The organism is Kitasatospora sp. NPDC059747, assembly GCF_042732955.1.
Classification (GTDB): domain Bacteria; phylum Actinomycetota; class Actinomycetes; order Streptomycetales; family Streptomycetaceae; genus Kitasatospora.
The window spans coordinates 208,679-230,504 of the sequence record NZ_JBHWGV010000001.1; the positions used below are offsets into that span (position 1 = coordinate 208,679).

At 74.2% G+C, this 21,826-nt stretch carries 13 protein-coding genes; 12 read left to right on the forward strand and 1 reads right to left on the reverse strand.

The window, feature by feature from the left end; genetic code table 11:
- The first annotated feature begins 67 nt into the window (after positions 1–67).
- The 12 genes from ACFV4G_RS00985 to ACFV4G_RS01040 all read left to right on the forward strand — a co-directional run bounded on the left by ACFV4G_RS00985 (position 68) and on the right by ACFV4G_RS01040 (position 21,289).
- Positions 68–1,849 carry a carbamoyltransferase gene (locus ACFV4G_RS00985; protein ID WP_380435278.1) on the forward strand — a complete coding sequence of 594 codons (1,782 nt, stop codon included), beginning with the start codon at positions 68–70 and terminating at the stop codon, positions 1,847–1,849.
- On the forward strand, positions 1,839–4,475 hold the full coding sequence (locus ACFV4G_RS00990; protein WP_380435279.1) for a condensation domain-containing protein: 2,637 nt from the start codon (positions 1,839–1,841) through the stop codon (positions 4,473–4,475). Before ACFV4G_RS00985 ends, ACFV4G_RS00990 begins: the two co-directional genes overlap by 11 nt.
- A gap of 5 nt (positions 4,476–4,480) precedes the next feature.
- Positions 4,481–11,557 carry an amino acid adenylation domain-containing protein gene (locus tag ACFV4G_RS00995; protein ID WP_380435280.1) on the forward strand — a complete coding sequence of 2,359 codons (7,077 nt, stop codon included), beginning with the start codon at positions 4,481–4,483 and terminating at the stop codon, positions 11,555–11,557.
- On the forward strand, positions 11,550–12,320 hold the full coding sequence (locus ACFV4G_RS01000) for a CatB-related O-acetyltransferase (RefSeq protein ID WP_380435281.1): 771 nt from the start codon (positions 11,550–11,552) through the stop codon (positions 12,318–12,320). Before ACFV4G_RS00995 ends, ACFV4G_RS01000 begins: the two co-directional genes overlap by 8 nt.
- Positions 12,317–13,561, forward strand: a complete 1,245-nt coding sequence (locus tag ACFV4G_RS01005; RefSeq protein ID WP_380435282.1) for a cytochrome P450 — start codon at positions 12,317–12,319, stop codon at positions 13,559–13,561. The genes ACFV4G_RS01000 and ACFV4G_RS01005 overlap by 4 nt, the downstream gene beginning before the upstream one ends.
- The gene (locus tag ACFV4G_RS01010; RefSeq protein ID WP_380435283.1) at positions 13,558–14,817 is read left to right on the forward strand and encodes an MFS transporter; all 1,260 of its coding nucleotides are present in this window, start codon (positions 13,558–13,560) and stop codon (positions 14,815–14,817) included. Before ACFV4G_RS01005 ends, ACFV4G_RS01010 begins: the two co-directional genes overlap by 4 nt.
- Positions 14,818–14,911: 94 nt before the next feature.
- Positions 14,912–15,004 carry an Ms4533A family Cys-rich leader peptide gene (locus ACFV4G_RS01015; RefSeq protein WP_380435284.1) on the forward strand — a complete coding sequence of 31 codons (93 nt, stop codon included), beginning with the start codon at positions 14,912–14,914 and terminating at the stop codon, positions 15,002–15,004.
- Positions 15,005–15,165: 161 nt separating this feature from the next.
- Complete coding sequence (locus ACFV4G_RS01020; protein ID WP_380435285.1) at positions 15,166–16,884, forward strand: ABC transporter substrate-binding protein; 1,719 nt, start codon at positions 15,166–15,168, stop codon at positions 16,882–16,884.
- 44 nt (positions 16,885–16,928) lie between these two features.
- On the forward strand, positions 16,929–17,891 hold the full coding sequence (locus ACFV4G_RS01025; protein ID WP_380435286.1) for an ABC transporter permease: 963 nt from the start codon (positions 16,929–16,931) through the stop codon (positions 17,889–17,891).
- Positions 17,888–18,877 carry an ABC transporter permease gene (locus tag ACFV4G_RS01030; RefSeq protein WP_380435287.1) on the forward strand — a complete coding sequence of 330 codons (990 nt, stop codon included), beginning with the start codon at positions 17,888–17,890 and terminating at the stop codon, positions 18,875–18,877. Before ACFV4G_RS01025 ends, ACFV4G_RS01030 begins: the two co-directional genes overlap by 4 nt.
- On the forward strand, positions 18,874–20,538 hold the full coding sequence (locus ACFV4G_RS01035) for an ABC transporter ATP-binding protein (protein ID WP_380435288.1): 1,665 nt from the start codon (positions 18,874–18,876) through the stop codon (positions 20,536–20,538). Before ACFV4G_RS01030 ends, ACFV4G_RS01035 begins: the two co-directional genes overlap by 4 nt.
- 139 nt (positions 20,539–20,677) lie before the next feature.
- Positions 20,678–21,289 carry a hypothetical protein gene (locus tag ACFV4G_RS01040; protein WP_380435289.1) on the forward strand — a complete coding sequence of 204 codons (612 nt, stop codon included), beginning with the start codon at positions 20,678–20,680 and terminating at the stop codon, positions 21,287–21,289.
- Positions 21,290–21,453: 164 nt separating this feature from the next.
- Here the strand turns inward: ACFV4G_RS01040 and ACFV4G_RS01045 are convergent, their stop codons facing one another.
- A complete protein-coding gene (locus tag ACFV4G_RS01045; protein ID WP_380435290.1) occupies positions 21,454–21,693 on the reverse strand; it encodes a hypothetical protein in 240 nt (79 codons plus the stop codon).
- Positions 21,694–21,826: the final 133 nt, after the last annotated feature.

Below are 21,826 nucleotides of genomic sequence, written 5' to 3' on the forward strand. Positions count from 1 at the left end.
GGCGCTTTCCCGGCCTAGCGTGAGGGCCGAACGATTTCGCGTGGCAACGACGGTGAGGTTGGAGACTATGCGCGTCCTCGGCTACAGCGGGCTGAACGGCGGACTGGAATTCAAGCGGGCGGCTTTCCCCGGGCTCGATCCCCGGCTGCACAGGTTCGCCCAGGGCTACGACTCGGCGGCGGCCCTGGTGATCGACGGCGAGGTCGTGGCCGCCGCCGCGGAGGAGCGGTTCACCGGCGAGAAGACCACCGGGTCGTTCCCGGCCAACGCGATCGCGTTCTGCCTGGAGCAGGGCGGGCTGAAACCCGACGACGTCGACGTCCTGGCGCACGGCTTCGCCTACGGGGAGCCGGCCGGCGGCGCCGGGAGCACCTACGCGGCCACCCGGTTCCGCGAGGTGTACTCGACGGAGTCGCAGATCGCCCTGGCCGAGAAGTTCCTTCCCGGCCGGCCCTGGGGCGACCGCTTCCGGCCCGTCCCGCACCACCTCGCCCACGCCGCGAGCACCTTCTACCCCAGCGGGTTCGAGGAGTCGCTGATCGTGGTGAGCGACGGGATGGGCGAGTCCGAGAGCCTCACCGTCGCGGTCGGCCGGGGCGAGGAGATCGAGGTCCTGCGCACCGTCCCGGCCATGCACTCGGTCGGGATCCTCTACAGCCTGGTGACCCACCACCTCGGCTTCGTCCCTTTCATGGACGAGTACAAGGTGATGGGACTCGCGCCCTACGGGGACCCCCAGCGCTACTACGACCGCTTCGCCGACATGGTGCGGCTGCGGGAGGACGGCACGTACACCGTCCCCGTGCTGGCCCGGGACCGCACGGCCTTCGAGCACGAGACCCACGAGGGCGTCCTGCGCGAACTGGCGGCCGTGCTCGGCCCCGCGCGGCTCCCGGGGCAGCCCTCGACCCAGGAGCACGCCGACATCGCCGCGGCCCTCCAGGCGATCACCGAGCAGTCGATGCTGCACGTCCTGCGCGCGGCCCGCGAGCGCACCGGCCTCAGCCGGCTCTGCCTGGCCGGCGGCGTCGCGCTCAACTGCACGCTCAACGGCCTCGTGTCGCGCAGCCGGCTGTTCGACGACGTCTTCGTCCAGCCGGCCTCCAGCGACGACGGCACCGCGATCGGCGCGGCGCTCGCGGCGGACGCCGCCGCGTCCGCCGGGGCCGGGCGGATGTCCATGCCGTACTGGGGGCCCGGGTTCTCCGACGATGAGCTGGCGGCGGCGGTCGGCGAGCCGGCGGGCTGCACCGTCGAGGAGTACGCCACCGACGCCGAACTCGCCGAGCGGGTCTCGGAGCTGCTGGCCGACGGCCGGATCACCGCGTGGGTCCAGGGCCGGATGGAGTTCGGCCCCCGCGCGCTCGGCAACCGCAGCATCCTCGCCGACCCGCGGACCGAGGCCATGCGCGACCGCCTCAACGAGGTGGTCAAGGAGCGCGAGAGCTTCCGGCCGTTCGCGCCGGTGGTCCGCGTCCAGGACGCCGGCGAGTACTTCGAGATCGAGCCCGGCACCGAATCCCGGTACGCCCACATGCTGTTCGTGACGCAGACCCGCGCCGAGCGCCGCGACGACCTCGGCGCGGTCACCCACGTCGACGGCAGCGCGCGCGTCCAGGTGCTCCACCCGGAGAGCAACCCGCGGTTCTTCGAGCTGATCGGCGCGTTCGGCCGCCGCACCGGCACCCCGGTGGTGCTGAACACCTCGTTCAACCTGCGCGGCCAGCCGATCATCGCGACCCCACAGGAGGCCCTGCGGACGTTCCTGCGCTCGAAGCTGGACGCCCTCGTCCTCGGCCGGACCGTCGTCGTCAAGGGCGCCGAGGAGTCGATCGCCGATGTCGGCTAGCCCCTTCCCGTCCCCGGCCGCCCACGCGACCCTGCCGCCCGACCGGCCGCGCCCGCCGGTGCCGCAGTTCCGGCGCGCGACGGTGGGCCTCGACGGCGCCGCCTTCGCGGAGTGCCTCACGGAGGTCTCGGCCCGCTACGGGATCGAGCCGCGGACGGGGGCCGTCGCCGCGGTCGCCGCCGCGCTGGCCGCCCGCCACCGGCGCGGGCGCACGGTGCTCGCGGTCGGGACGGACCTCGGACCGGCCCGGCTCGTCGATGTCGGGGTCGAGCTGGGCGGGCGAACCGCAGCGGCGGTGGCCCTCGGCCGGCTGGAGGCCGAGCTCGAAGCCGGGCTGGACGCCGGACTCGAAGCGGAGTCGGGTCCGGAGTCCGCCGAACGCTCCGGCGTCGCCGTGCTGTTCGGGCGCCCGGCCGAGCAGTGGCGCGGCCTCGGACCCCGGCTCGCCGACCGGGACCTCGTCCTCAGCATCGACCCGGACCGCAAGGAGGCCGGCTGCGAGTTCGACCGCGACCTCTACGACCCCGCCGGCGTGACGGCCTTCTGCGCGGACGTCCGCCAGGTGCTGGCCGCACTCCTGGACTCGCCGGACCTGCCCGTCCTCGACGTCGAGGAGAGCCCCGGCCCGGAAGCAGCCGACGCCACGGCCCCGGACGCTCCCGCGCTGAGCTCCACCGAAGCCCTCCTGGCGGGCATCTGGGCCGACGTCCTGGACGTCTCCCCCGCCGAGATCGAGGCCGGCTCCGACTTCTTCGCCCTCGGCGGGCACTCGCTGCTCGCCGCCCGGGTCGCCATGCGGGCGGGCACCGTCTTCGGCGCCGAGGTCACCGTCGAGGACCTCTTCCACCACCCGACGCTGTCCGGCCTCGCCGCCCTGATCGGCCGGGCCGCGCCGACCACGGTGGCGCCGATCCCGGCGGCACCGGCCGGCGGCGCCCACCCGCTCAGCTCCGCGCAGACCGGCATCTGGCTCGCCGAACAGCTCGACCCGGGCGCGGCGCAGTACAACTTCCCGCTGTACTGGCGGCTGCGCGGCACGGTCGACCCGGCGGCGCTGCGGCGGGCCCTGGACGGGCTGGTGCGGCGTCACGAGGCGCTGCGGCTGCGGATCACGGAGTCGGACGCCGGCCCGGTCCAGAGCGTCGCCCCCGGCTCGGCGGTCCCCTTCGAGACGGCCGACCTGCCCGGACACGACGACGCGGCCCTCGCCGCGCTCGTCCGGCGCACCGTCGACGCGCCCTTCGACCTGGCCGAGAACGCGCTGCGCGCGCTGCTCGTCCGCCTCGCGGACGACGACTGGGCCCTCGTCCTCGTCGTCCACCACATCGTCTGCGACCAGTGGTCCCTCGCCCACCTCGTCGACGAGCTCGGCACCCTGTACGCCGGCCGGGCGGGCGCGCCGCAGGACGGACCGCGCACCGGCTACCTGGACTACGCGTCCTGGCACCGGGACGTGCTGGCCGAGCGGCTGCCCGCGCTGCGGGAGCACTGGCGCGAGGACGTCGTCACCGCCCCCGAGGTGGACCTGACGGCCCTGCACCGCGCCGACGCCGGCCCCGGCCTGCGGGCCGGCTGCCACCGCTTCGAGATACCCGCCGGGCTCCTCGGCGAGGTCGAGGCCCTCGGCCGGCGCAGCGGCGCGACCCCGTTCATGGTGCTCTACGCCGCGTTCCTCGGGCTGCTCCACCGCTACTCCGGCCAGGACGACCTGACCGTCGGCACCTCCGTCGCCGGCCGCGGCCACCCCCAGCTGGAGACGGTGGTCGGCTCGTTCGTCAACCTCGTGCAGCTGCGCACCCGGCTCGCCCCCGGCGTCCCGTTCCGCGAGCTCCTGGACCGCGCCCGGACCACCGTCATCGACGCCTACGCGCACCAGGACTACCCGCTGGAGGCGGCCCTGCGGGAGCGGCGGGCCCACGGCGCCCCGGGCACGCCGCCGACCTCCGTCATCTTCGAGCTGCTCAACGTCGACCCGGTGCGGCTGACGCTCCCGGGCGCCGAGGCCGAGGAGGTGCCCGTCCGGGTCGGCTCGGCGAAGTTCGGCCTGATGGTGACGCTGGAGGCCACCGCGTCGGGGACCATCGGCAACGTCGAGTACCGGGCCGACCGCTACGACGCGGCGCGCATCGCCCGGTTCGTCGAGCACTACCTGTCGCTCCTCGCGGCCGTGGTGCGGGACCCGGAGCTGCGGGCCGACCAGTGGCTGCCCGCCGGGGAACCGGCCGATCCGAGCCCGGCCGCCCAGGCGGTGGCGGTCGCAGCCGACCCGGAACAGGACGGCGGCGCCACCCCGGCCTCCCGCCAGCGCGACGCCCTCGAAACCGTCCTGGCCGGCATCTGGGCCGACGAGCTCGGCGTCGCCACCGTCGGCGCCGACGAGGACTTCTTCGCGCTCGGCGGCTACTCGCTGACCGCCACGAGGATCGTGGCACGGCTGCGCCGCGAGCTGTCCGTCACGGTGCCGCTGCGCGTCCTGCTCGTCGACGGGACGGTCGCCTCGCTCGCGGCCTACGTCGAGGCGCACGAGCCCGACCTCCCCGGCCTGCAGCGGACCGTCCGGGTCATCCGGCTCGCGCGGGCGGACACCCACCGGCAGCGGCAGACCGCCGACCAGGAAGGGATGTGACCACCATGACGCGCTTTCTGTCCCCCACGCAGCACGGCATCTGGCTCGCCGAGCAGGTCAACCCGGGGCAGCCGGTCTACAACGTGCCGGCCGCGCTGCGCCTGCGGGGCGAGCTGTCCCCGGACGGCCTGCGGCACGCGGTCGAGGCGCTCGTCCGGCGCCACCGCGCGCTGCGGACGCGGTTCGTGTCCGTCGCCGGGCTCCCCCGCCGGACCGTCCTCGACCACGCCGACGTCCCGGTCCGGGTGCTGCGGCTGCCCGACGAGGCGGCGGCCCGGCAGGCGATGGACGAGGAGATCGCGCGGCCCTTCGCCGTCGCCACCGACCCCCTGCTGCGGGTGTCCGTCATCCGCTACGCCGAGGACGAGTGCTTCCTGCTGCTGGTGTCCCACCACCTCGTGAGCGACGGCTGGTCGGTGGACGTCCTGCTGGAGGAGCTCGCCGCCCACTACCGGGCCGACGGGGACCCCGTCTCCGTGGATGCACCGTCTGAGCCCGAGCTCCCGCCGCTGGACGCCGCCACCGCCGAGGAGAACCTCGCCTTCTGGGAGCGGACGCTGCGCGACGCCCCCGCGGCGACCGAGCCGCTCGGCTCCGGCCGCCGGCCGGCCGGCCGCACCAACCGCGGCATGACGTCCCGGTTCACCCTGCCCGACGAACTCTGCGCCACGATCCGCGAGTTCGGCCGGACCCGCCGGGTGAGCCCCGCCGTGACGCTCCTCGCCGGCTTCGCCGCGCTGCTCACCCGCTGCTCCGGGCAGCAGGACCTCGTCATCGGCACGTCGCTGGCCGGCCGTGACGACCCGGCGACGGAGCGGCTGGTGGACTGCCTCGTCAAGGTGGTCCCGCTGCGGATCACGGCCGGCGCGGGCACCGACTTCGCCGGGCTCCTCGGCACCACCAGGGACGCGTTCATCGACGCCCTGGAGCACCAGGACGTCGTCCTGGAGGACCTCGCCCGGCGCCTGGGCACCGACCGCGACGGCTCGCCGCTGTTCCGGGTCCTGTTCGGCTACAGCCGCGGGTACGCCGCACCGCGGATGGCGGGGCTGGAGACCGCCCACGTCCCGGTGAACACCGCGACCGCCAAGTTCGACCTCACCTGGAACGTCAACGACGACGGCGAGCGGATCGAGGTCGAGGTCGAGCACCGGACCGAGCTGATCGACGCGGCGCAGGCCGCGCGCCTGGCCGGGCACTGGTGCCGGCTGCTCGGGGCGCTCCTGGCCGAGCCGGAGGCGCTCGTGGCGCGGGCCGAACTGCTGTCGGCCGAGGAGCGGGCGCGGCTCGTCGGCGCGGCTCCGGCGCCGCGGGTGCGGCCGTCGGCGGCGGAACGGTTCGCCGGGCAGGTGACGGCGGCTGGCGACAGCGTCGCGGTGAGCGACGGCACCCTGGAATTGACATATCGCCAACTCGACGAACGTGCCTCGAACTTCGCCGCCCTCCTCGCCGGGGCCGGCGTGAACCGCGGCGACCGCATCGGCCTGTGCCTCACCCGCACCGTCGACATGGCCGCCGCCGTCCTCGCCGTGTGGCGCCTCGGCGCCGCGTACGTCCCCGTCGACCCGGACAACCCGGCGAGCCGCATCGCGTACGTCCTCGGCGACGCCCGCGTCCCGCTCGTCCTCACCGACGCCGCCGACCGCGTCCCCGCCGGGCCCTGGCGCACCCTCGACACCTCCCGGGCGACGGACGCCGTCCACACCGGATCCGTCCGCCCGGAGGCCGGCGAACTCGCCTACGTCATCTACACGTCCGGCTCCACCGGCAGGCCGAAGGGCGTCGAAGTCACCCACGGCAACCTCGCCGCACTGCTGGACGCCGGTGAGGAGACCGTCGGCCTGCGCGACACCGACGTCTGGTCGCTGTTCCACTCCTTCGCCTTCGACTTCTCGGTCTGGGAGATCTGGGGCGCCCTCGCCTACGGCGGACGGCTCGTCGTCGTCCCCCGCGAGGTCACGCGCGACCCCGCGGCCTTCCTCGACCTGCTGGTCCGCGAACGCGTCACCGTCCTGAATCAGACCCCCTCCGCGTTCCGCCAGCTCGTCGCCCAGGAGGAGCGCCGCCCGGCCGGCGAACTGAGCCTGCGCCTGGTCGTGTTCGGCGGCGAGGCGCTCGACCTGGCCCCCGTGCGCGCCTGGTGGCGCCGCCACGCCCCCGACCGCCCGGTCCTGGTCAACATGTACGGGATCACCGAGACCACCGTCCACGTCACCTGGCAAGTCCTGGACGAGGAACGGATCGAGAGCAGCAGCAGCCCCATCGGCCGCGCCCTCCCCGGCTACCGCGCGCTCGTCCTGGACGAGTACGGCGAGCCGGTGCCAGTGGGCGTGCAGGGCGAGCTGTACGTCGGCGGCGCCGGGGTCGCCCGGGGCTACCTCGGCCGCCCCGGCCTCACCGCCGAGCGCTTCGTCCCCGACCCCTTCACCGACGCGCCCGGCGCCCGCCTCTACCGCAGCGGCGACCTCGCCCGCTGGACGGCCGACGGGGAACTCGAATACCTCGGCCGCGCGGACGACCAGGTCAAGATCCGCGGCTTCCGCATCGAACTCGGCGAGATCGAGGCGGCCCTCGGCCGCCACCCGGCCGTCCGGGGCGTCACCGTCGTCGTCCGCGAGGACACCCCCGGCTACCCCCGGCTCGTCGCTTACGCCGCCTGCGCCGACAAATCCGAAGGAACCGGCACAGCCGACCCGCGCGAGCTGCGCGACTTCGCCGCCCTCCACCTGCCCGCCTACATGGTCCCCGCAGCGATCGTCCCCCTGGACGCCCTCCCCCTGACCCGGAACGGCAAGATCGACCGCGCCGCCCTCCCCGCACCCGAGTTCGCCTCCGGATCCACCGGCCGCGAGCCCGCGAACGCGACCGAGGCGGCCCTGTGCCGGCTGTTCGCCGACGTCCTCGGCCTGGAACGGGTCGGCGTCGACGACGCTTTCTTCGACCTCGGCGGACACTCGCTGCTGGTCATCCGGCTGGTGGACCGGATCCGCGCCGCCCTCGGCGTCGAACTGTCCATCCGGGCCGTGTTCGAGACCCCGACCCCGGCCGGCCTGGCCGCGGCCGTCGCCCTCGGACAGCGGGCCCGGCCCGCCGTGCGCCCCGCGGCGCGCCCGGAGCGCCTGCCGCTGTCCTTCGCCCAGCGCCGCCTCTGGTTCCTCAACGAGCTCGACGGCGGAGCGGCCTACAACATCCCGTACGCGGCCCGCCTGTCCGGCGCCCTGGACGTCGACGCGCTGAACGCCGCGCTCGCCGACGTCGTGGAGCGGCACGAGGCGCTGCGCACCGTCCTGCCCACCGAGGACGGCCGGCCGTGGCAGCGGATCCTCTCCGGCGCCGAGGCCCGGACGGACCTCACCGTCACCGACACCACCCCGGACGCGCTGGACGCCGACCTCGCCGCGGAGAGCGAACGCGTCTTCCGGCTGACCACGGAACCCGCCCTGCGCGCCCGCCTCTTCCGCCTCGGCCCGGACGAGCACGTCCTCCTGCTGGTCGTCCACCACGTGGCCTGCGACGGCTGGTCGCTGGAGCCGCTGCTCGACGACCTCGCCGAGGCGTACGGCGCGCGCCGCACCGGCACCGCGCCGGCCTGGCCGCCGCTGCCCGTCCAGTACGCCGACTTCACGCTGTGGCAGCGCGAGCTGCTCGGCACCGAGGACGACCCGGAGAGCCGGCTCTCGCAGCAGACCGAGTACTGGCGCCGGACGCTCGCCGGCCTCCCGGACCAGCTGGCGCTGCCCTTCGACCGGCCGCGGTCGGGCACGGTCGGCCTGCGCGGCGGCGAGGTCGCGGTCGAGGTCGGCCCGGCGCTGCACGCCGCGCTGGCCGCCGCCGCGCGGGCCCACGACTGCACCGTGTTCATGGCGCTCCAGGCCGCCGTCGCCGTCGTGCTGTCCCGCTCCGGCGCGGGGCCGGACATCCCGCTCGGCACGGCCACCTCCGGGCGCGCCGACGCCGCGCTGGACGGCCTCGTGGGCTTCTTCGCCGGCACCCTCGTGCTGCGCACCGACCTCTCGGGCGACCCGACCTTCGCCGAACTCCTCGGCCGGGTCCGGGAGGCCGACCTCGGCGCCTTCGCCCACCAGGACGTCCCGTTCGAGACGCTCGTCGAGGCGCTCAACCCGGCCCGCGTGCCCGGCGCCAACCCGCTGTTCCAGGTGAGCGTCTCCATGCTGAACAGCATCACCGCGGAACTCGCCCTCCCCGGCCTGGAGGTGGCGTCCCACGACCTGAGCATGGGGATCTCCGCCTTCGACCTGTCCTTCGTGTTCGGCGAACGCCCGGGCGCCGCGGCCGGGCAGGCCGGCGGGCTGGTCGCCGCGATCGGGTACGACGCCGACCTGTTCGACCACGCCACCGTCGAGGCCGTCGCCGACCGCCTGGTGCGGGTGCTGGAGGCGCTGGCCGCCGACCCGGACCGCCGGGTCGGCGAGGTGGACCTGCTCTCCGCGCAGGAGCGGCGGCAGGTCCTGCGGGAGTGGAACGACACCGCCGCCGAGGTGCCGGAGCTCCCGGTGCCCGCGCTGTTCGCCGCCCAGGCCGCGCGCACCCCCGCCGCCCCGGCGGTGCGCCACCTCGACACCGAGCTGACCTACGCCGACCTCGACGCCCGCGCCAACCGGCTGGCGCACGAGCTGATCTCCCGCGGCATCGGGCCGGGGCGGCTCGTCGCCCTCGCCCTGCCCCGCTCGGAGCAGATCGTCGTGGCCCTGCTCGCCGTCCTGAAGGCCGGCGCGGCCTACCTCCCCGTCGACCCGTCCTACCCCGCCGACCGCATCGCCTTCATGCTGCGGGACGCGGCCCCCGCCTGCGTGGTCAGCACCACCGAGGTGGCCGCCGGGCTGCCCGGCAGCCCCGGCCTCCCGGTCGTCGCCCTGGACGACGCGCACGTGCGGCGCTCGGTCGCGGAGCGGCCGGCCACCGCGCCCACCGACGCGGACCGCACCGCACCGCTGCTTCCCGCCCACCCGGCGTACGTCATCTACACCTCGGGGTCGACGGGCCGCCCCAAGGGCGTGGTGGTCTCCCACCGCGGCCTCCCCAGCATGGTCCGCTCCCAGGCGGCGACGCTCGGCGTCGGCGGCGACAGCCGGGTCCTGCAGTTCGCCTCGATGAGCTTCGACGCCTCCGTGTGGGACACCTGGATGGCGCTGCTCACCGGCGGGTGCCTGGTCGTCGTGCCGGAGTCCCACCGGATCCCCGGCCCGGCCCTGGCGGACTTCCTGCGCGTCCACGGCATCACCCACGCCACCCTGCCGCCCGCCGTGGTGCTCGCCACCGAGTTCGACGAGGACGTCGCCGGGGTCACCCTGGTCACCGCCGGCGAGGCCTGCACGCCCGCCGTCCTCGACGCGGCCCGCCACTTCGCGAAGGTGGTCAACGCCTACGGCCCCACCGAGTCCACGGTGTGCGCGACGATGCGCACCGTCGACGGGGTGCCGCAGGCCGTCCCGATCGGCCGTCCGGTCGCGAACACCCGGGTGTTCGTTCTGGACGCGCGGCAGCGCCCCGTCCCGCCCGGCGTGCCCGGGGAGCTGTACCTCGCGGGCGCCGGGCTGGCCACCGGCTACCTGGACCGGCCCGCCCTGACGGCCGAGCGCTTCCTGCCCAGCCCCTTCGGCGGCGACGGGGAGCGGATGTACCGCACCGGCGACCTGGTGCGCTGGACGGCGGACGGCGAGCTGGTCTTCCTCGGCCGCACCGACGAGCAGATCAAGATCAGGGGCTTCCGCGTCGAGCCCGGCGAGGTGGAGGCGGTGCTCGCCGGCCACCCGGAGGTCGCCCACGCCGCGGTGATCGCCCGCGAGGACCGCCCGGGGGACGTCCGGCTCGTCGCCTACACGGTTCTGACGGACCGTCAATCCTTGGAGGACCCCGCCACGGCACTGCGGAGGTACGCGGCCGAGCACCTGCCGGAGTACCTCGTCCCCGGCGACGTGGTGGTCCTCGACCACCTGCCGCTGACGCCGAGCGGGAAGGTCGACCGCAAGGCCCTCCCCGCGCCCTCGGCGAACGGCCCGAGCGCGAACGGCCAGCACACAAACGGCCCGAGTGCGAACGGCCCGAGCGCGAACGGCCCGGCCGTGAGCGGCGCGACCACCACGGACGACCCGCGCGTGGCGGTCCTGGTCCGGCTCTTCGCGCAGGAGCTCGGCGTGGACCGGGTCGGTCCTGAGGACTCGTTCTTCGAGCTCGGGGGCCACTCGCTGCTGGCGACCCGGCTGATCGGCCGGATCCGCGCCCTGCTCGGGGCCGAGATCGGCATCGCGACGCTGTTCGAGGCGCCCACCGCCGCGGAGCTCGCGACCAGGCTCGACCGGGCCCCGGCCGACCCGTACGCCAACGTCATCGAGCTCCGGCGCGGCCGGCCCGGTGCCCGTCCGGTCTTCTGCATCCACCCCATCGGGGGCCTCGGCTGGTGCTACGGCTCCGTGCTGCCGTACCTGGAGCGGGACCAGCCGGTCCACGGGATCCAGGTGACGGAGAGCCACGGCCGCTTCAAGGCGGTGGAGTCGCTCGACGCGCTGGCCCGGCGCTACGCGGACCTGATCACCGCGACGCACCCGGACGGCCCGTACGTCCTCATGGGCTGGTCGCTCGGCGGAGTCCTGTCCTACGAGGTGGCCCGCCTGCTGGAGGCCGCCGGCCGGACCGTCGACCTGGTCGTCCTCTTCGACGCCTGGCCGTACGAACGGCCGGTGCCCCCCGAGGAGTTGGAGGGGGATTTCGCCGCCTGGGTGACCGGCGAGGTCATCGCCGGCCCGTCCGCCGACGGCACCCTCGACGCCCGGCAGAGCCGCGCCCTGGTCCGCGCGGCCAAGGGGGTCGCCGCCCTCCTCGGGCCGCCGCACCCGGACGGCTACCCCGGGCGCGTGCTGAGCATCGCCGCCGCCAAGACCGTCGCCGAGCGCGGCTCCGCCGAGGAGGCCTGGCGGCCGTACCTCACCGACGCCGAGCACCACGTGGTGGACGCCGACCACGACGCGATGATGACGCCCGCCGTCCTGGAGCAGTCGGGCCCGCTGGTCACGGCCGCCCTGACGTCCCTGCCCGCGCGGCGCACGGAGGCTGACGGTGACTGAGCGCCACGACTCCACCGACCCCCGCGACCTCGACCCTAACCTCGACCCCGACCCTGACCTCGACCCCGACCTGGACATCCCGGACCCCCGCGATCCGCGCCCGCTCGGCGACGACCGCTGCGTATTCATCCGCCCGGTGCTCCAGCCGGGCGGGAAGGTCGTCGCCGGGAATTTCTCCTACTACGACGCCTCCGAGGACACCGCCGGGTTCGAGGAGGCCCGGGTCCGCTACGCGTTCGGCGCGGAGCGGCTGTTCATCGGCCGCTACTGCTCCATCGCCGCGGGCGTCACCTTCGTGATGGCCGGCGCCAACCACGTCTTCGACGGGCCCACGGGCTACCCGTTCCTCAGCTTCGAGGGCGACTGGCGCGACGGCCTGATCGACGAGCTGATCGCCCGGGGACCGGACCGCAAGGGCGACACCCGGATCGGCAACGACGTCTGGATCGGCCGCGGCGCCACCGTCATGCCCGGGGTGACCGTCGGCGACGGCGCCATCATCGGCGCCGGCGCCCTGGTCGCCTCCGACGTGGCGCCCTACCGGATCGTGGGAGGCAACCCGGCCCGGGTGATCCGCGCCCGCTACGGCCCCGAGGACGTCGAGCGGCTGCTCGCGGCCCGCTGGTGGGACTGGCCGGTGGCGGCCGTCTCCCGGCACCTCCCGGAGCTGGTCCTCGGCCGGCCCGAACGGATCCTGTCCATCGCCCGGGCCGAGCACCTGCTCGGCCCGGCGCCGGCCACCCCCCAGGGGAGCTCATCATGACGACAGCAGCAGGCGGCCCCGGCGCCCCGCCGACCGTCGACCCCACGGCGGTCGACCTCGCCGACCCGGCCCTGTACGGCACCGGCGACCCCGAGGCGGTGTGGGCCGGGCTCCGCCGCGACCACCCGGTCCACTGGAACGAGGGCCCGGACGGCGGCGGCTTCTGGGCCGTCACCCGGCACGCCGACGTCCAGCGCGTGCTCAAGGACACCGCGGCCTTCACCTCCGCCCAGGGCATGCGGATCGGCCACAACCCGACCGCCACCGCCGAGGCCGCCGGGAAGATGCTGATCGTCACCGACGCGCCCCGGCACGCGAAGATCCGGCGGGTCATCAGCTCCGCGTTCACCCCACGCATGGTCGCCCGCCTGGAGCAGAACATGCGGACGATCGTGCGCGAGGAGCTGGCGGCCGTCCTGACCGGCGAGCCCTGCGAGTTCACGGACTTCGCCGCGGTCCTGCCGGTCGCGGTGATCTGCGACCTGCTGGGCGTGCCGAAGAGCGACTGGCGGTTCATGCTCGACTCCACCCGGGCCGCGTTCGGCGCTTCCGGCGTCGACCCGATCGCCCGGCTCGAAGCCCACGCCGGCATGCTCGCCTACTACGCCGACCTCGTCGACTTCCGCCGCGAGGAGCCGGGCGAGGACGTCGTCAGCGCCATGGCGAACGGCCTGGTCGACGGCGTCCCGCTCACCGACGAGGAGATCTTCCTCAACTGCGACGGCCTCATCTCGGGCGGGAACGAGACCACCCGGCACGCCACCGTCGGCGGCCTCCTCGCCTTCGCCGCCCACCCCGACCAGTGGCGGCTCGCGGCCGCCTCCCCCGACGGGATGGACACCGCCGTCGACGAGGTCCTGCGCTTCACCAGCCCGGCGATGCACGTGCTGCGCACAGCCGCCCGGGACGTCGAGGTCGCCGGGGTGACGATCCGGGCCGGCGATCCGGTGACGGTCTGGATGCCGTCCGCGAACCGGGACGAGACGGTCTTCGAGGCCCCCGAGGCCTTCGACGTCCGGCGCGCGCCCAATCCGCACGTGGCCTTCGGCAGCGGTCCGCACTTCTGCCTCGGCGGGGCGCTGGCCCGCACCGAACTCCGCGTCCTGTTCGGCGAGTTGCTCACCCAGGCCGCGGGCGCCGAACCCGCGGGACCGGCCCGGCGGCTCCACTCCAACCTCATCCGGGGCTTCGAGTCCGCGCCCGTCCTGCTGCACCCCAGCGACAGCCGGGAGAGGCGGTGAAGCCACTCGCGGACCCCCGGTTCCGCCGCCTGCTCATCGGCCAGGCGCTCTCGGGCTTCGGCAGCAGCGCCCTCTACCTGACCCTGGGCATCTGGGCCAAGGACCTCACCGGCAGCAACGCCGCCGCCGGCGGGGTCGAGGCCGCCCTCGGCGCGCCCATGGTGCTGTCGCCGCTCTTCGGCCACCTCGCCGACCGGGTGCGACGGCGCCCGCTGCTCATGGTCACCAACGCCCTCATGGGGCTGGCCGTGCTGTCCCTGCTCGCGGTGCGCGGCGGCGACCAGCTCTGGATCATCTACCTGGTGGCGGTCTGCTACGGCGTGGCCTTCGGCGTCCTCGGCGCCGCATCGGCCGGGATCCGCCGGGACCTCCTCCCCGACGACCAGCTGACCGGCGCCAACGCGATCCTCCAGACGACCACGCAGGGGCTGCGCATCCTCGCCCCGCTCGCCGGCGTGGCCGTCTACGCGGTCGCCGGCGGCGGCACGCTCGCCGTGCTCAACTCCCTGACCTTCCTGGCCGCGATCCTGGCGCTCGCCGGCCTGCGGGTCGAGGAGTCCGTCGGTCCCGAGGCCTCCGGCGAACCGTTCCCGCGCAGCGCCCTCGCGGGCCTGCGGCACATCAACGCCACTCCGGTCCTGGCGCAGATCGGCTACGCCGCCGCCTGCGCGTTCTGCGTCATCGGCCTGAGCCAGACGGTCATGTTCGCGGTCGTGGACGAGGGGCTGGGCCGGCCGCCCTCGGCGCTGGGCACGCTCAACGCCGTCCAGGGCGTCGGCGCCGTGGCCGGCGGCCTCACGGTCTCCGCGCTGATCCGACGGGCCGGCATGGCGCGCACGGCGGGCCTCGGGATCGGCGCCTTCACCCTGGCGGCGCTCGCCTACTGCGTGCCGCACATGGCGTTCGTCGTCGCGGGCGAGGTCGCGGACGGCATCGCCATCACCTGGCTCATGGTGGTGCTGTCGTCGGCGGCCCAACTCCACACGCCGCCACGGCTCCAGGGCCGCGTCAACGCCATGTGCACGATGCTGGTGCTGGTACCGCAGTCGCTCTCGCTCGCCGCCGGCACGGTCCTCATCGACCGGTTCGACTACCGGTCGCTGCTGATCGTGATGGCGGCGGTCACCGCCTGCTGCGCGGCGGTCCTGGTGCTTCGGCCGACCGCCGCACTCACCGAGCGGACGTTCGTGACCTCGGCGCCGGACGGGCCGGAGAACCAGGAGGCCACCGACTCCGCGCCGTCGGCGCAGCACTGAGGCCGTCGGCGGGCCGGGGCCGGTCGGCTCCGCCCGCCAGGACGGCACCTCGGGACCTTTGACAATCCGCCTATCGTCATACAGTCTTCTCGACATGTCTGCCCGTCACCCGATCGAGTGCGCCGCCATCGAGCTGGCGCTGATCGGCGTGGCCGCGCACTGCGTCGCCGACAACCTCTGTCGCTGAACCCGCCTGCCCCGACGCGTTGCGGTGACCGCCGCGCCGGGGCGTCGCCCCTTCCCGCGGGCGCGGTGCCGCTCACCCTTCCCCAGGCCTCACTCCTCCCCAGGCCGCACTGCCGCCCGCCTTCCTCCGTGCACCATCGGTAGCGAAAGGCTCCCTTTCCGATGTCTCGAACCACCTTCACCCCTCGCCGCCTCGCCGCGGCGGCCGTCACCGTCGCCCTGGTCGCCGGACTGGCGGCGTGCGGCCCGAAGGCCGACGGCGGTGGGAGCACCGGCAAGGACGCCGCGCCGCGGCAGGGCGGCACCCTCACCGTCCTCAACCAGAACCCGGAGGACCAGTTCGACCCCGCGCGGCTCTACACCTCCGGCGGCGGCAACGTGCCCTCGCTGGTCTTCCGCACCCTCACCACCCGCAACCGGGCCGACGGCGCGGCCGGCACGAAGGTGGTCCCGGACCTCGCCACCGACACCGGCACCCCGTCGGAGGGCGCGGCGGTGTGGACGTACCACCTCAAGGACGGCCTCACGTACGAGGACGGCTCGCCGATCACCACCGCCGACATCAAGTACGGCATCGAGAGGTCGTTCGCCCCTGAACTCTCGGGCGGGGCACCGTACTTGAGGGACTGGCTGGTCGGCGCGGCGGACTACCAGGGCCCGTACAAGGACGGCCGCGGCCTGGACGCCGTCCAGACCCCCGACGACAGGACCATCGTCCTCCGCCTGAACAAGCCCGAGGGCGACTTCCCGTACCTGGCCACCCAGACCCAGTTCGCGCCCGTGCCGAAGGCCAAGGACACCGGGACGAAGTACCAGGACCACCCCGTCTCGTCCGGCCCCTACCAGGTCGTCAAGAACGAGAACGACGGGACGCACCTCGTCCTCGCGCGGAACCCCCACTGGTCCGCGGCGACGGACGACCAGCGCAAGGCGTACCCGGACACCATCGACGTGCAGTCCGGGCTCGACCCGGCGGTGATCAACCAGCGGCTCTCCGCGGGCACCGGCGCCGACGCGGCCGCCGTCACCACCGACACCAACCTCGGCCCCTCCGAACTCGCGCAGGTGAAGGACGACAAGGCCCTCGCCGCCCGGGTCGGCACCGGCCACTTCGGCTACGTCGACTACCTCGCCTTCAACCCCAAGGTGAAGCCGTTCGACGACCCGAAGGTCCGCCAGGCCGTCGCCTACGCGCTCAACCGCACCTCGGTCGTCAACGCCGCCGGCGGCTCCTCGCTCGCCGAGGCCGCGACCACCTACCTGCCCGCCCAGGAGACCTTCGGGTACACGCCCTACGACCCGTTCCCGGCCGGCCCCACCGGCAACCCGCAGAAGGCCAGGGAGCTGCTGAAGGAGGCCGGTTACCCCGACGGCCTGACCATCACGCTCACCCACTCCACCGCCACCGGCCGGGGCTACGGCCCGGACCTGGCCGCCGCCGTCCAGGACGGCCTGAAGGCGGCCGGGATCACCGTCCGGCTGGACGCCCTGGAGTCCAGCCGGTACTCCAAGACGATCCACACCGTCGCCACCGAGCCCGGCCTGTTCCTCTCCGGCTGGGGCGCCGACTGGCCCTCCGGCGGCCCGTTCCTCGCACCGGTCTTCGACGGCCGGCAGATCGTCACCGACGGCTACAACTTCAACTCCGCGCAGCTGGACGACCCTTCGGTGAACGAGGAGATCGACCGGATCAACAAGATCACCGACCACGCCGAGGCCGCCAAGCTGTGGGGCGCCCTCGACAAGCGGCTCGGCGAACAGGCCCTCACCGTCCCGCTGTTCCACCCCGTCTACAAGCGGCTGTCCGGCAAGGACGTGCGCAACATCGTCATCAGCGACTGGACCGGCGTGCTCGACATCTCCCAGGTCGCGGTCAAGTAGCGGACGGGACCGGACGGAACGGATCGGACGGAAATCGGACCACCATGGCTCCACGGAATCCCGCTGCCGGGGGACGGCCGGTGTGGCGGCGGCTGCTCGCGCGGCGCGCCGTCCTCGCCGGCGGCCTCGTCATCCTCCTGCTCGCCCTGACCGCGGCGGCGGCACCGCTGCTCGCCGCGATCGAGGGCCAGGACCCCACGAGTTACCACGACGGCCTGCTCGACTCCGCGGCCGGCGGCGTGCCCACCGGCTCGTTCGGCGGCATCACCGCCGAACACTGGCTCGGCGTCGAACCGGGCACCGGGCGGGACGTGTTCGCCCGGCTCGTGTACGGCGCCCGCATCTCGCTGCTCGTCGCCGTCGGCGCCACGCTCGTCCAGGTCGCGACCGGCGTCCTGCTCGGGCTCGCCGCCGGCATCGGCAACCGCCTGCTCGACCAGCTGATCGGGAACACCTCCGAGGTGATGCTCGCCCTGCCCTCGCTGGTCTTCGCCATCTCCCTGATGGCCGTCGTCCCCTCCGGCTTCCCCCGCCCGGTCCTGCTCACGCTCGTCATCGGGCTGCTGGGCTGGGCCGGCACCGCCCGGCTGGTCCGGGCGCAGACGCTGAGCCTCCGGCAGCTCGACCACGTCGCCGCGGCGCGGCTGGCCGGCGCCTCCCGGTGGCGGATCGCCCGCCGGGAGCTGCTGCCGGCCCTGGCCGCGCCGGTCATCACCTACGCGGCCGTCCTGCTGCCGTCCAACGTGGTCTCCGAGGCCGGGCTCTCCTTCCTCGGCGTGGGCGTCAAGCCGCCCACCTCGTCTTGGGGCCAGATGCTCTCCGGCGCGACCACCTGGTTCCGCGCGGACCCGATGTACGTACTGCTCCCGTCCGCGGTGCTGTTCACCACCGTGCTCGCCTTCACCGTGGTCGGCGACGGCGTCCGCACCGCGCTCGACCCCCGCGCGGCCTCCCGGCTGCGGGCCGGCTCCCCGGCTGCCCCGAAGACCGAGGAGGCCGCCGCATGACCCGCTTCCTGCTCCGCAGGGCCGTCGGCATGATCGGCGTCCTGATCGTCCTCTCCCTGATCGTCTACGCGGTGTTCTACATCGCCCCCGGCGACCCCGCCCAGCTGGCCTGCGGCGAGAAGTGCAGCCCCGCACAGGTCCACCAGGTGCGCGAACGGCTGGGCCTCGACGCTCCCGTGTACCTGCAGTACGCCCACTTCCTCCAGGGTGTCGTCGCCGGGCGCGACTTCAGCGCCGGCACGGGCCCGCTGCACTGCCCGGCGCCCTGCCTGGGCGTCTCCTACCGCAGCGGCGAGCAGGTCACCGACATGATCGCCGCCCGGCTCCCGGTGACGGCCTCGCTGGCCCTCGGCGCGATGGTGCTCTGGCTGGTCCTCGGCGTCGGCACCGGGCTGCTCTCCGCGCTGCGCCGGGGCGGGCCGACCGAGCGCCTGCTCACCGCACTGACCCTGGCCGGCACCGCCGTCCCGGTGTTCGTCATCGGACTGGTGCTGCTCATCGTCCTCTGCGCCCAGCTCCAGTGGCTGCCGTTCCCGAGCTACGTGCCGCTCACCGAGGACCCGCAGCAGTGGTTCTGGGACCTGCTCCTGCCCTGGATCTCGCTCGCGCTCATCGAGTCCGCCAAGTACGCCCGGCTGACGCGCGCGTCCATGCTGGAGACCCTCGCGGAGGACCACATCCGGACCTTCCGGGCGTACGGCGTCAGCGAACGGCACCTGGTGACCAGGCACGCGCTGCGCGGCGCGCTCACCCCGGTGATCGCGCTCACCGCCCTGGACCTCGGGACGATGTTCGGGTCCGCCGTGCTGACCGAGTCGCTGTTCGGCCTCCCGGGGCTCGGCAAGCTGCTCGTCGGCTCGGTGAGCCTGATCGACCTGCCCACCGTCGTCGGCCTCACCCTCCTCACCGGGTTCGCCGTCGTCCTCGCCAACGTCGTCGCGGACGTGCTCTACGCGGTGGCCGACCGAAGGGTGGTCCTGGCGTGAGTGCCGAACCGCTGGTGAACGTCCGGGACCTGGTCGTCGACTTCCCGGTCGGCGACGGCCGCGTCCGCGCCGTCGACGGCGTGGGCTTCACCCTGGCGGCCGGGCAGGCGCTCGGCATCGTCGGCGAGTCCGGCTCCGGCAAGAGCACCGTCGCCCACGCCCTGCTCGGCCTGCACCACGGGACGGGCGCCCGCACCGGCGGCTCGGTCCGGGTCGCGGGCGTCGACGCCGTCACCGCCGGGCGCGACGAACTCCGCCTCCTGCGCGGCGGGTTGGCGGCCATGGTGTTCCAGGACCCGCTCTCCGCGCTCGACCCGTACCACGCCGTCGGGGACCAGATCGCCGAGGTCGTGCGGGTGCACCGGGACGTCTCGCGCCGGGACGCCCGGGCCCGGGCCGTCGAGGTGCTCGACCGGGTCGGCATCGCCGACGCGGTGCGCCGCTCGCGCTCGCGCCCGCACGAGTTCAGCGGCGGCATGCGCCAGCGGGTGCTGATCGCGATGGCCCTCGCCTGCGAGCCGCGCCTGCTGGTCGCCGACGAGCCGACGACCGCGCTGGACGTCACCGTCCAGGCCCAGGTCCTCGACCTGCTGCACGAGTTGCGCACCGAGACCGGGGCCGGGCTGGTCCTGGTGACCCACGACCTGGGCGTCGTCGCCGGGAGCGTCGACCGGGTGCTCGTGATGAAGGACGGCCGGGCGGTGGAACACGGCCCGGTCACCGAGGTGCTCGGCGCTCCGCGCGAGCCGTACACCCGCGCGCTGCTGTCGGCGGTGCCCCGGGTCGACGCCGCCGAGGCGCCCGGCCCGGCGGCCGCATCCGGGGGCGAGGTCCTGCTCGAAGCCACCGACCTCCGGAAGGAGTTCGCCACCCGCGGCCCCCTCGGACGGCGCGCCGCCCCCGTGGTCGCCGTGGACGGCGTCTCGCTCACCGTGCGGGCCGGCGAGACGCTGGGCGTCGTCGGCGAGTCCGGCTCCGGGAAGACCACCCTCGGCAGGATGCTCGTCCGCCTCCTGGACCCGACGGGCGGCCGGCTCCACTACCGCGGCCGGGACATCGGGACGCTCGGCGACAAGGACCTGCGCCCGCTCCGGCAGGAACTGCAGATGGTCTTCCAGGACCCGGTGTCCTCCCTCAACCCGCGCCGCACCATCGGCGAGTCCGTCGCCGACCCGCTGCGCATCGCCGGCGAGCGCGACGAACGCCGCATCCGCGCCGGGGTCGGCGACCTCCTCGAACGCGTGGGCCTCGACGCCGCCTGGTACCACCGCTACCCGCACGAGTTCAGCGGCGGCCAGCGCCAGCGCGTCGGCATCGCCCGGGCCCTGGCACCCCGGCCGCGCCTGATCGTCTGCGACGAACCGGTCTCCGCACTGGACGTCACCACACAGGCCCAAGTGGTCCGGCTGCTCGGCGAGTTGCAGCGGGACCTCGGCCTCGCCCTGGTCTTCATCGCCCATGACCTCGCCGTGGTCCGGCAGGTGAGCGACCGGGTCGCGGTGATGCGGGCCGGCCGGATCGTGGAACAGGGCGACGCGACGGCGGTGTACGACTCCCCGCAGCACGAGTACACCAAATCCCTGCTGGCCGCCGTCCCGGCCCTCGACCCGACCGAGGCCACCGCCCGCCGCCACGCCAGACTGGCGGCCACCCGGGCCTGACCGCCACCCCCGGCTTCGGTGGTGGCCACCCCGCCCCCGAAGCCGGGCGCTCCCGCCGACCGGAGCATCAGCCCGACCAACCTCGCCGTCGGTACAACGCGCGGGGCGGACTGTCGGTCCCGCGCCATAACGTGATCACATGAGTTCCTCCCTCAGCGCCTACCTGATCGACCCCCCGGCCGCGCGCGGTTTCGTCGGCTCCGGAGACGAACAGCTGCTCCAGGTCATCCGCGACGAGTTCGGCAAGACCCTGGCCGCGGACGACGCCTGGTTCTCCTCCCAGATCGAGGAAGGCGCCCCCACCGCCTACGAGGCGCTGCACGCCGTGGTGCACGACGGCCCCTACTCCGACAACCCGGACCACGCCTTCCAGTACGGCTACGCCTACAAGCGCCTGGTCTCCCTGGCCGGGAGTTTCCTCGACAACTCCAACTTCTGCCCGTTCCGGGGATCCTGGCTGGAGGTCGTCGACGAAGGGCTCCAAGCGCTGCGGATCACCGCGGTCTCCGTCGCCGAGTTCGGCCACTCCTCCGGCGTGCCCGACGGCATCCCGTACTCCTACCTGCCCGGCTGCGGCGAATGGACGCACGAACGCTGCCTCGAAGCACTGGAGCAGTTCGAGCAGACCAAGCGCGACGACCACGCCCCGCCGCTCGATCCCGAGGTCGTCGACGCCGTCTTCGACGTCATCTCCTGGCTCCGCCACGCCCAGGCCCACCCCGGCTTCGGCGTCATCGGCTTCGTCTCCTGAACCGGTGGGGCCATCTGCCCCTCGACAGCCGTGCCGCGGAACGGCCGTCGGCCGGGCACCCAGACCCGCGCTCGTCCTCCCCTACAGGGCGTGCCGGACGACGCGGGCGGCGGGCCGTCAGGTAGCCGCGCCCCGGTGGCGAGCATTGAATTCGCCCGTCCCGTTCAATTCCGCGCGCGAATCCTGCGCTTGCGGCCGACTACGGCGAAACCGTGCAAGATGGGGAGGAGGAAAACCAGCAGGCCGGTCACGGCATGCCAGTTGCTCGTGTACCCGCCGAACACCGCGACCAGATCGGCCGCGTAGAGCAGCAGCCAGAAGACCAGGTTGGCCACCAGGGCGGTCCACGAGTTCCCCGGGCGCGCGAAGGTGACCTGTCCCCAGAAGGCCTTCACTGTGTTCATCGAGCTGTCCTTGCGCCATTGTTCTAAAGGGGATTCGTGCCGATTTTTTTGGGGGGGGCGGGGGGGGGGGGCGCTCTGTACGGTGGGGGGGGTTTTTTTTTTTTTTGTTTGGTGTGAGTGTAAGAGAGATATG

What these genes read in the sequence shown, in the direction of transcription:
- ACFV4G_RS00985 (WP_380435278.1), top strand. Translation starts at nt 68, where the DNA reads ATGCGCGTCCTCGGCTACAGCGGGCTGAACGGCGGACTGGAATTCAAG.
- ACFV4G_RS00990 (WP_380435279.1), top strand. Translation starts at nt 1,839, where the DNA reads ATGTCGGCTAGCCCCTTCCCGTCCCCGGCCGCCCACGCGACCCTGCCG.
- ACFV4G_RS00995 (WP_380435280.1), top strand. Translation starts at nt 4,481, where the DNA reads ATGACGCGCTTTCTGTCCCCCACGCAGCACGGCATCTGGCTCGCCGAG.
- ACFV4G_RS01005 (WP_380435282.1), top strand. Translation starts at nt 12,317, where the DNA reads ATGACGACAGCAGCAGGCGGCCCCGGCGCCCCGCCGACCGTCGACCCC.
- ACFV4G_RS01015 (WP_380435284.1), top strand. Translation starts at nt 14,912, where the DNA reads ATGTCTGCCCGTCACCCGATCGAGTGCGCCGCCATCGAGCTGGCGCTG.
- ACFV4G_RS01020 (WP_380435285.1), top strand. Translation starts at nt 15,166, where the DNA reads ATGTCTCGAACCACCTTCACCCCTCGCCGCCTCGCCGCGGCGGCCGTC.
- ACFV4G_RS01025 (WP_380435286.1), top strand. Translation starts at nt 16,929, where the DNA reads ATGGCTCCACGGAATCCCGCTGCCGGGGGACGGCCGGTGTGGCGGCGG.
- ACFV4G_RS01030 (WP_380435287.1), top strand. Translation starts at nt 17,888, where the DNA reads ATGACCCGCTTCCTGCTCCGCAGGGCCGTCGGCATGATCGGCGTCCTG.
- ACFV4G_RS01040 (WP_380435289.1), top strand. Translation starts at nt 20,678, where the DNA reads ATGAGTTCCTCCCTCAGCGCCTACCTGATCGACCCCCCGGCCGCGCGC.
- ACFV4G_RS01045 (WP_380435290.1), bottom strand. Translation starts at nt 21,693, where the DNA reads ATGAACACAGTGAAGGCCTTCTGGGGACAGGTCACCTTCGCGCGCCCG.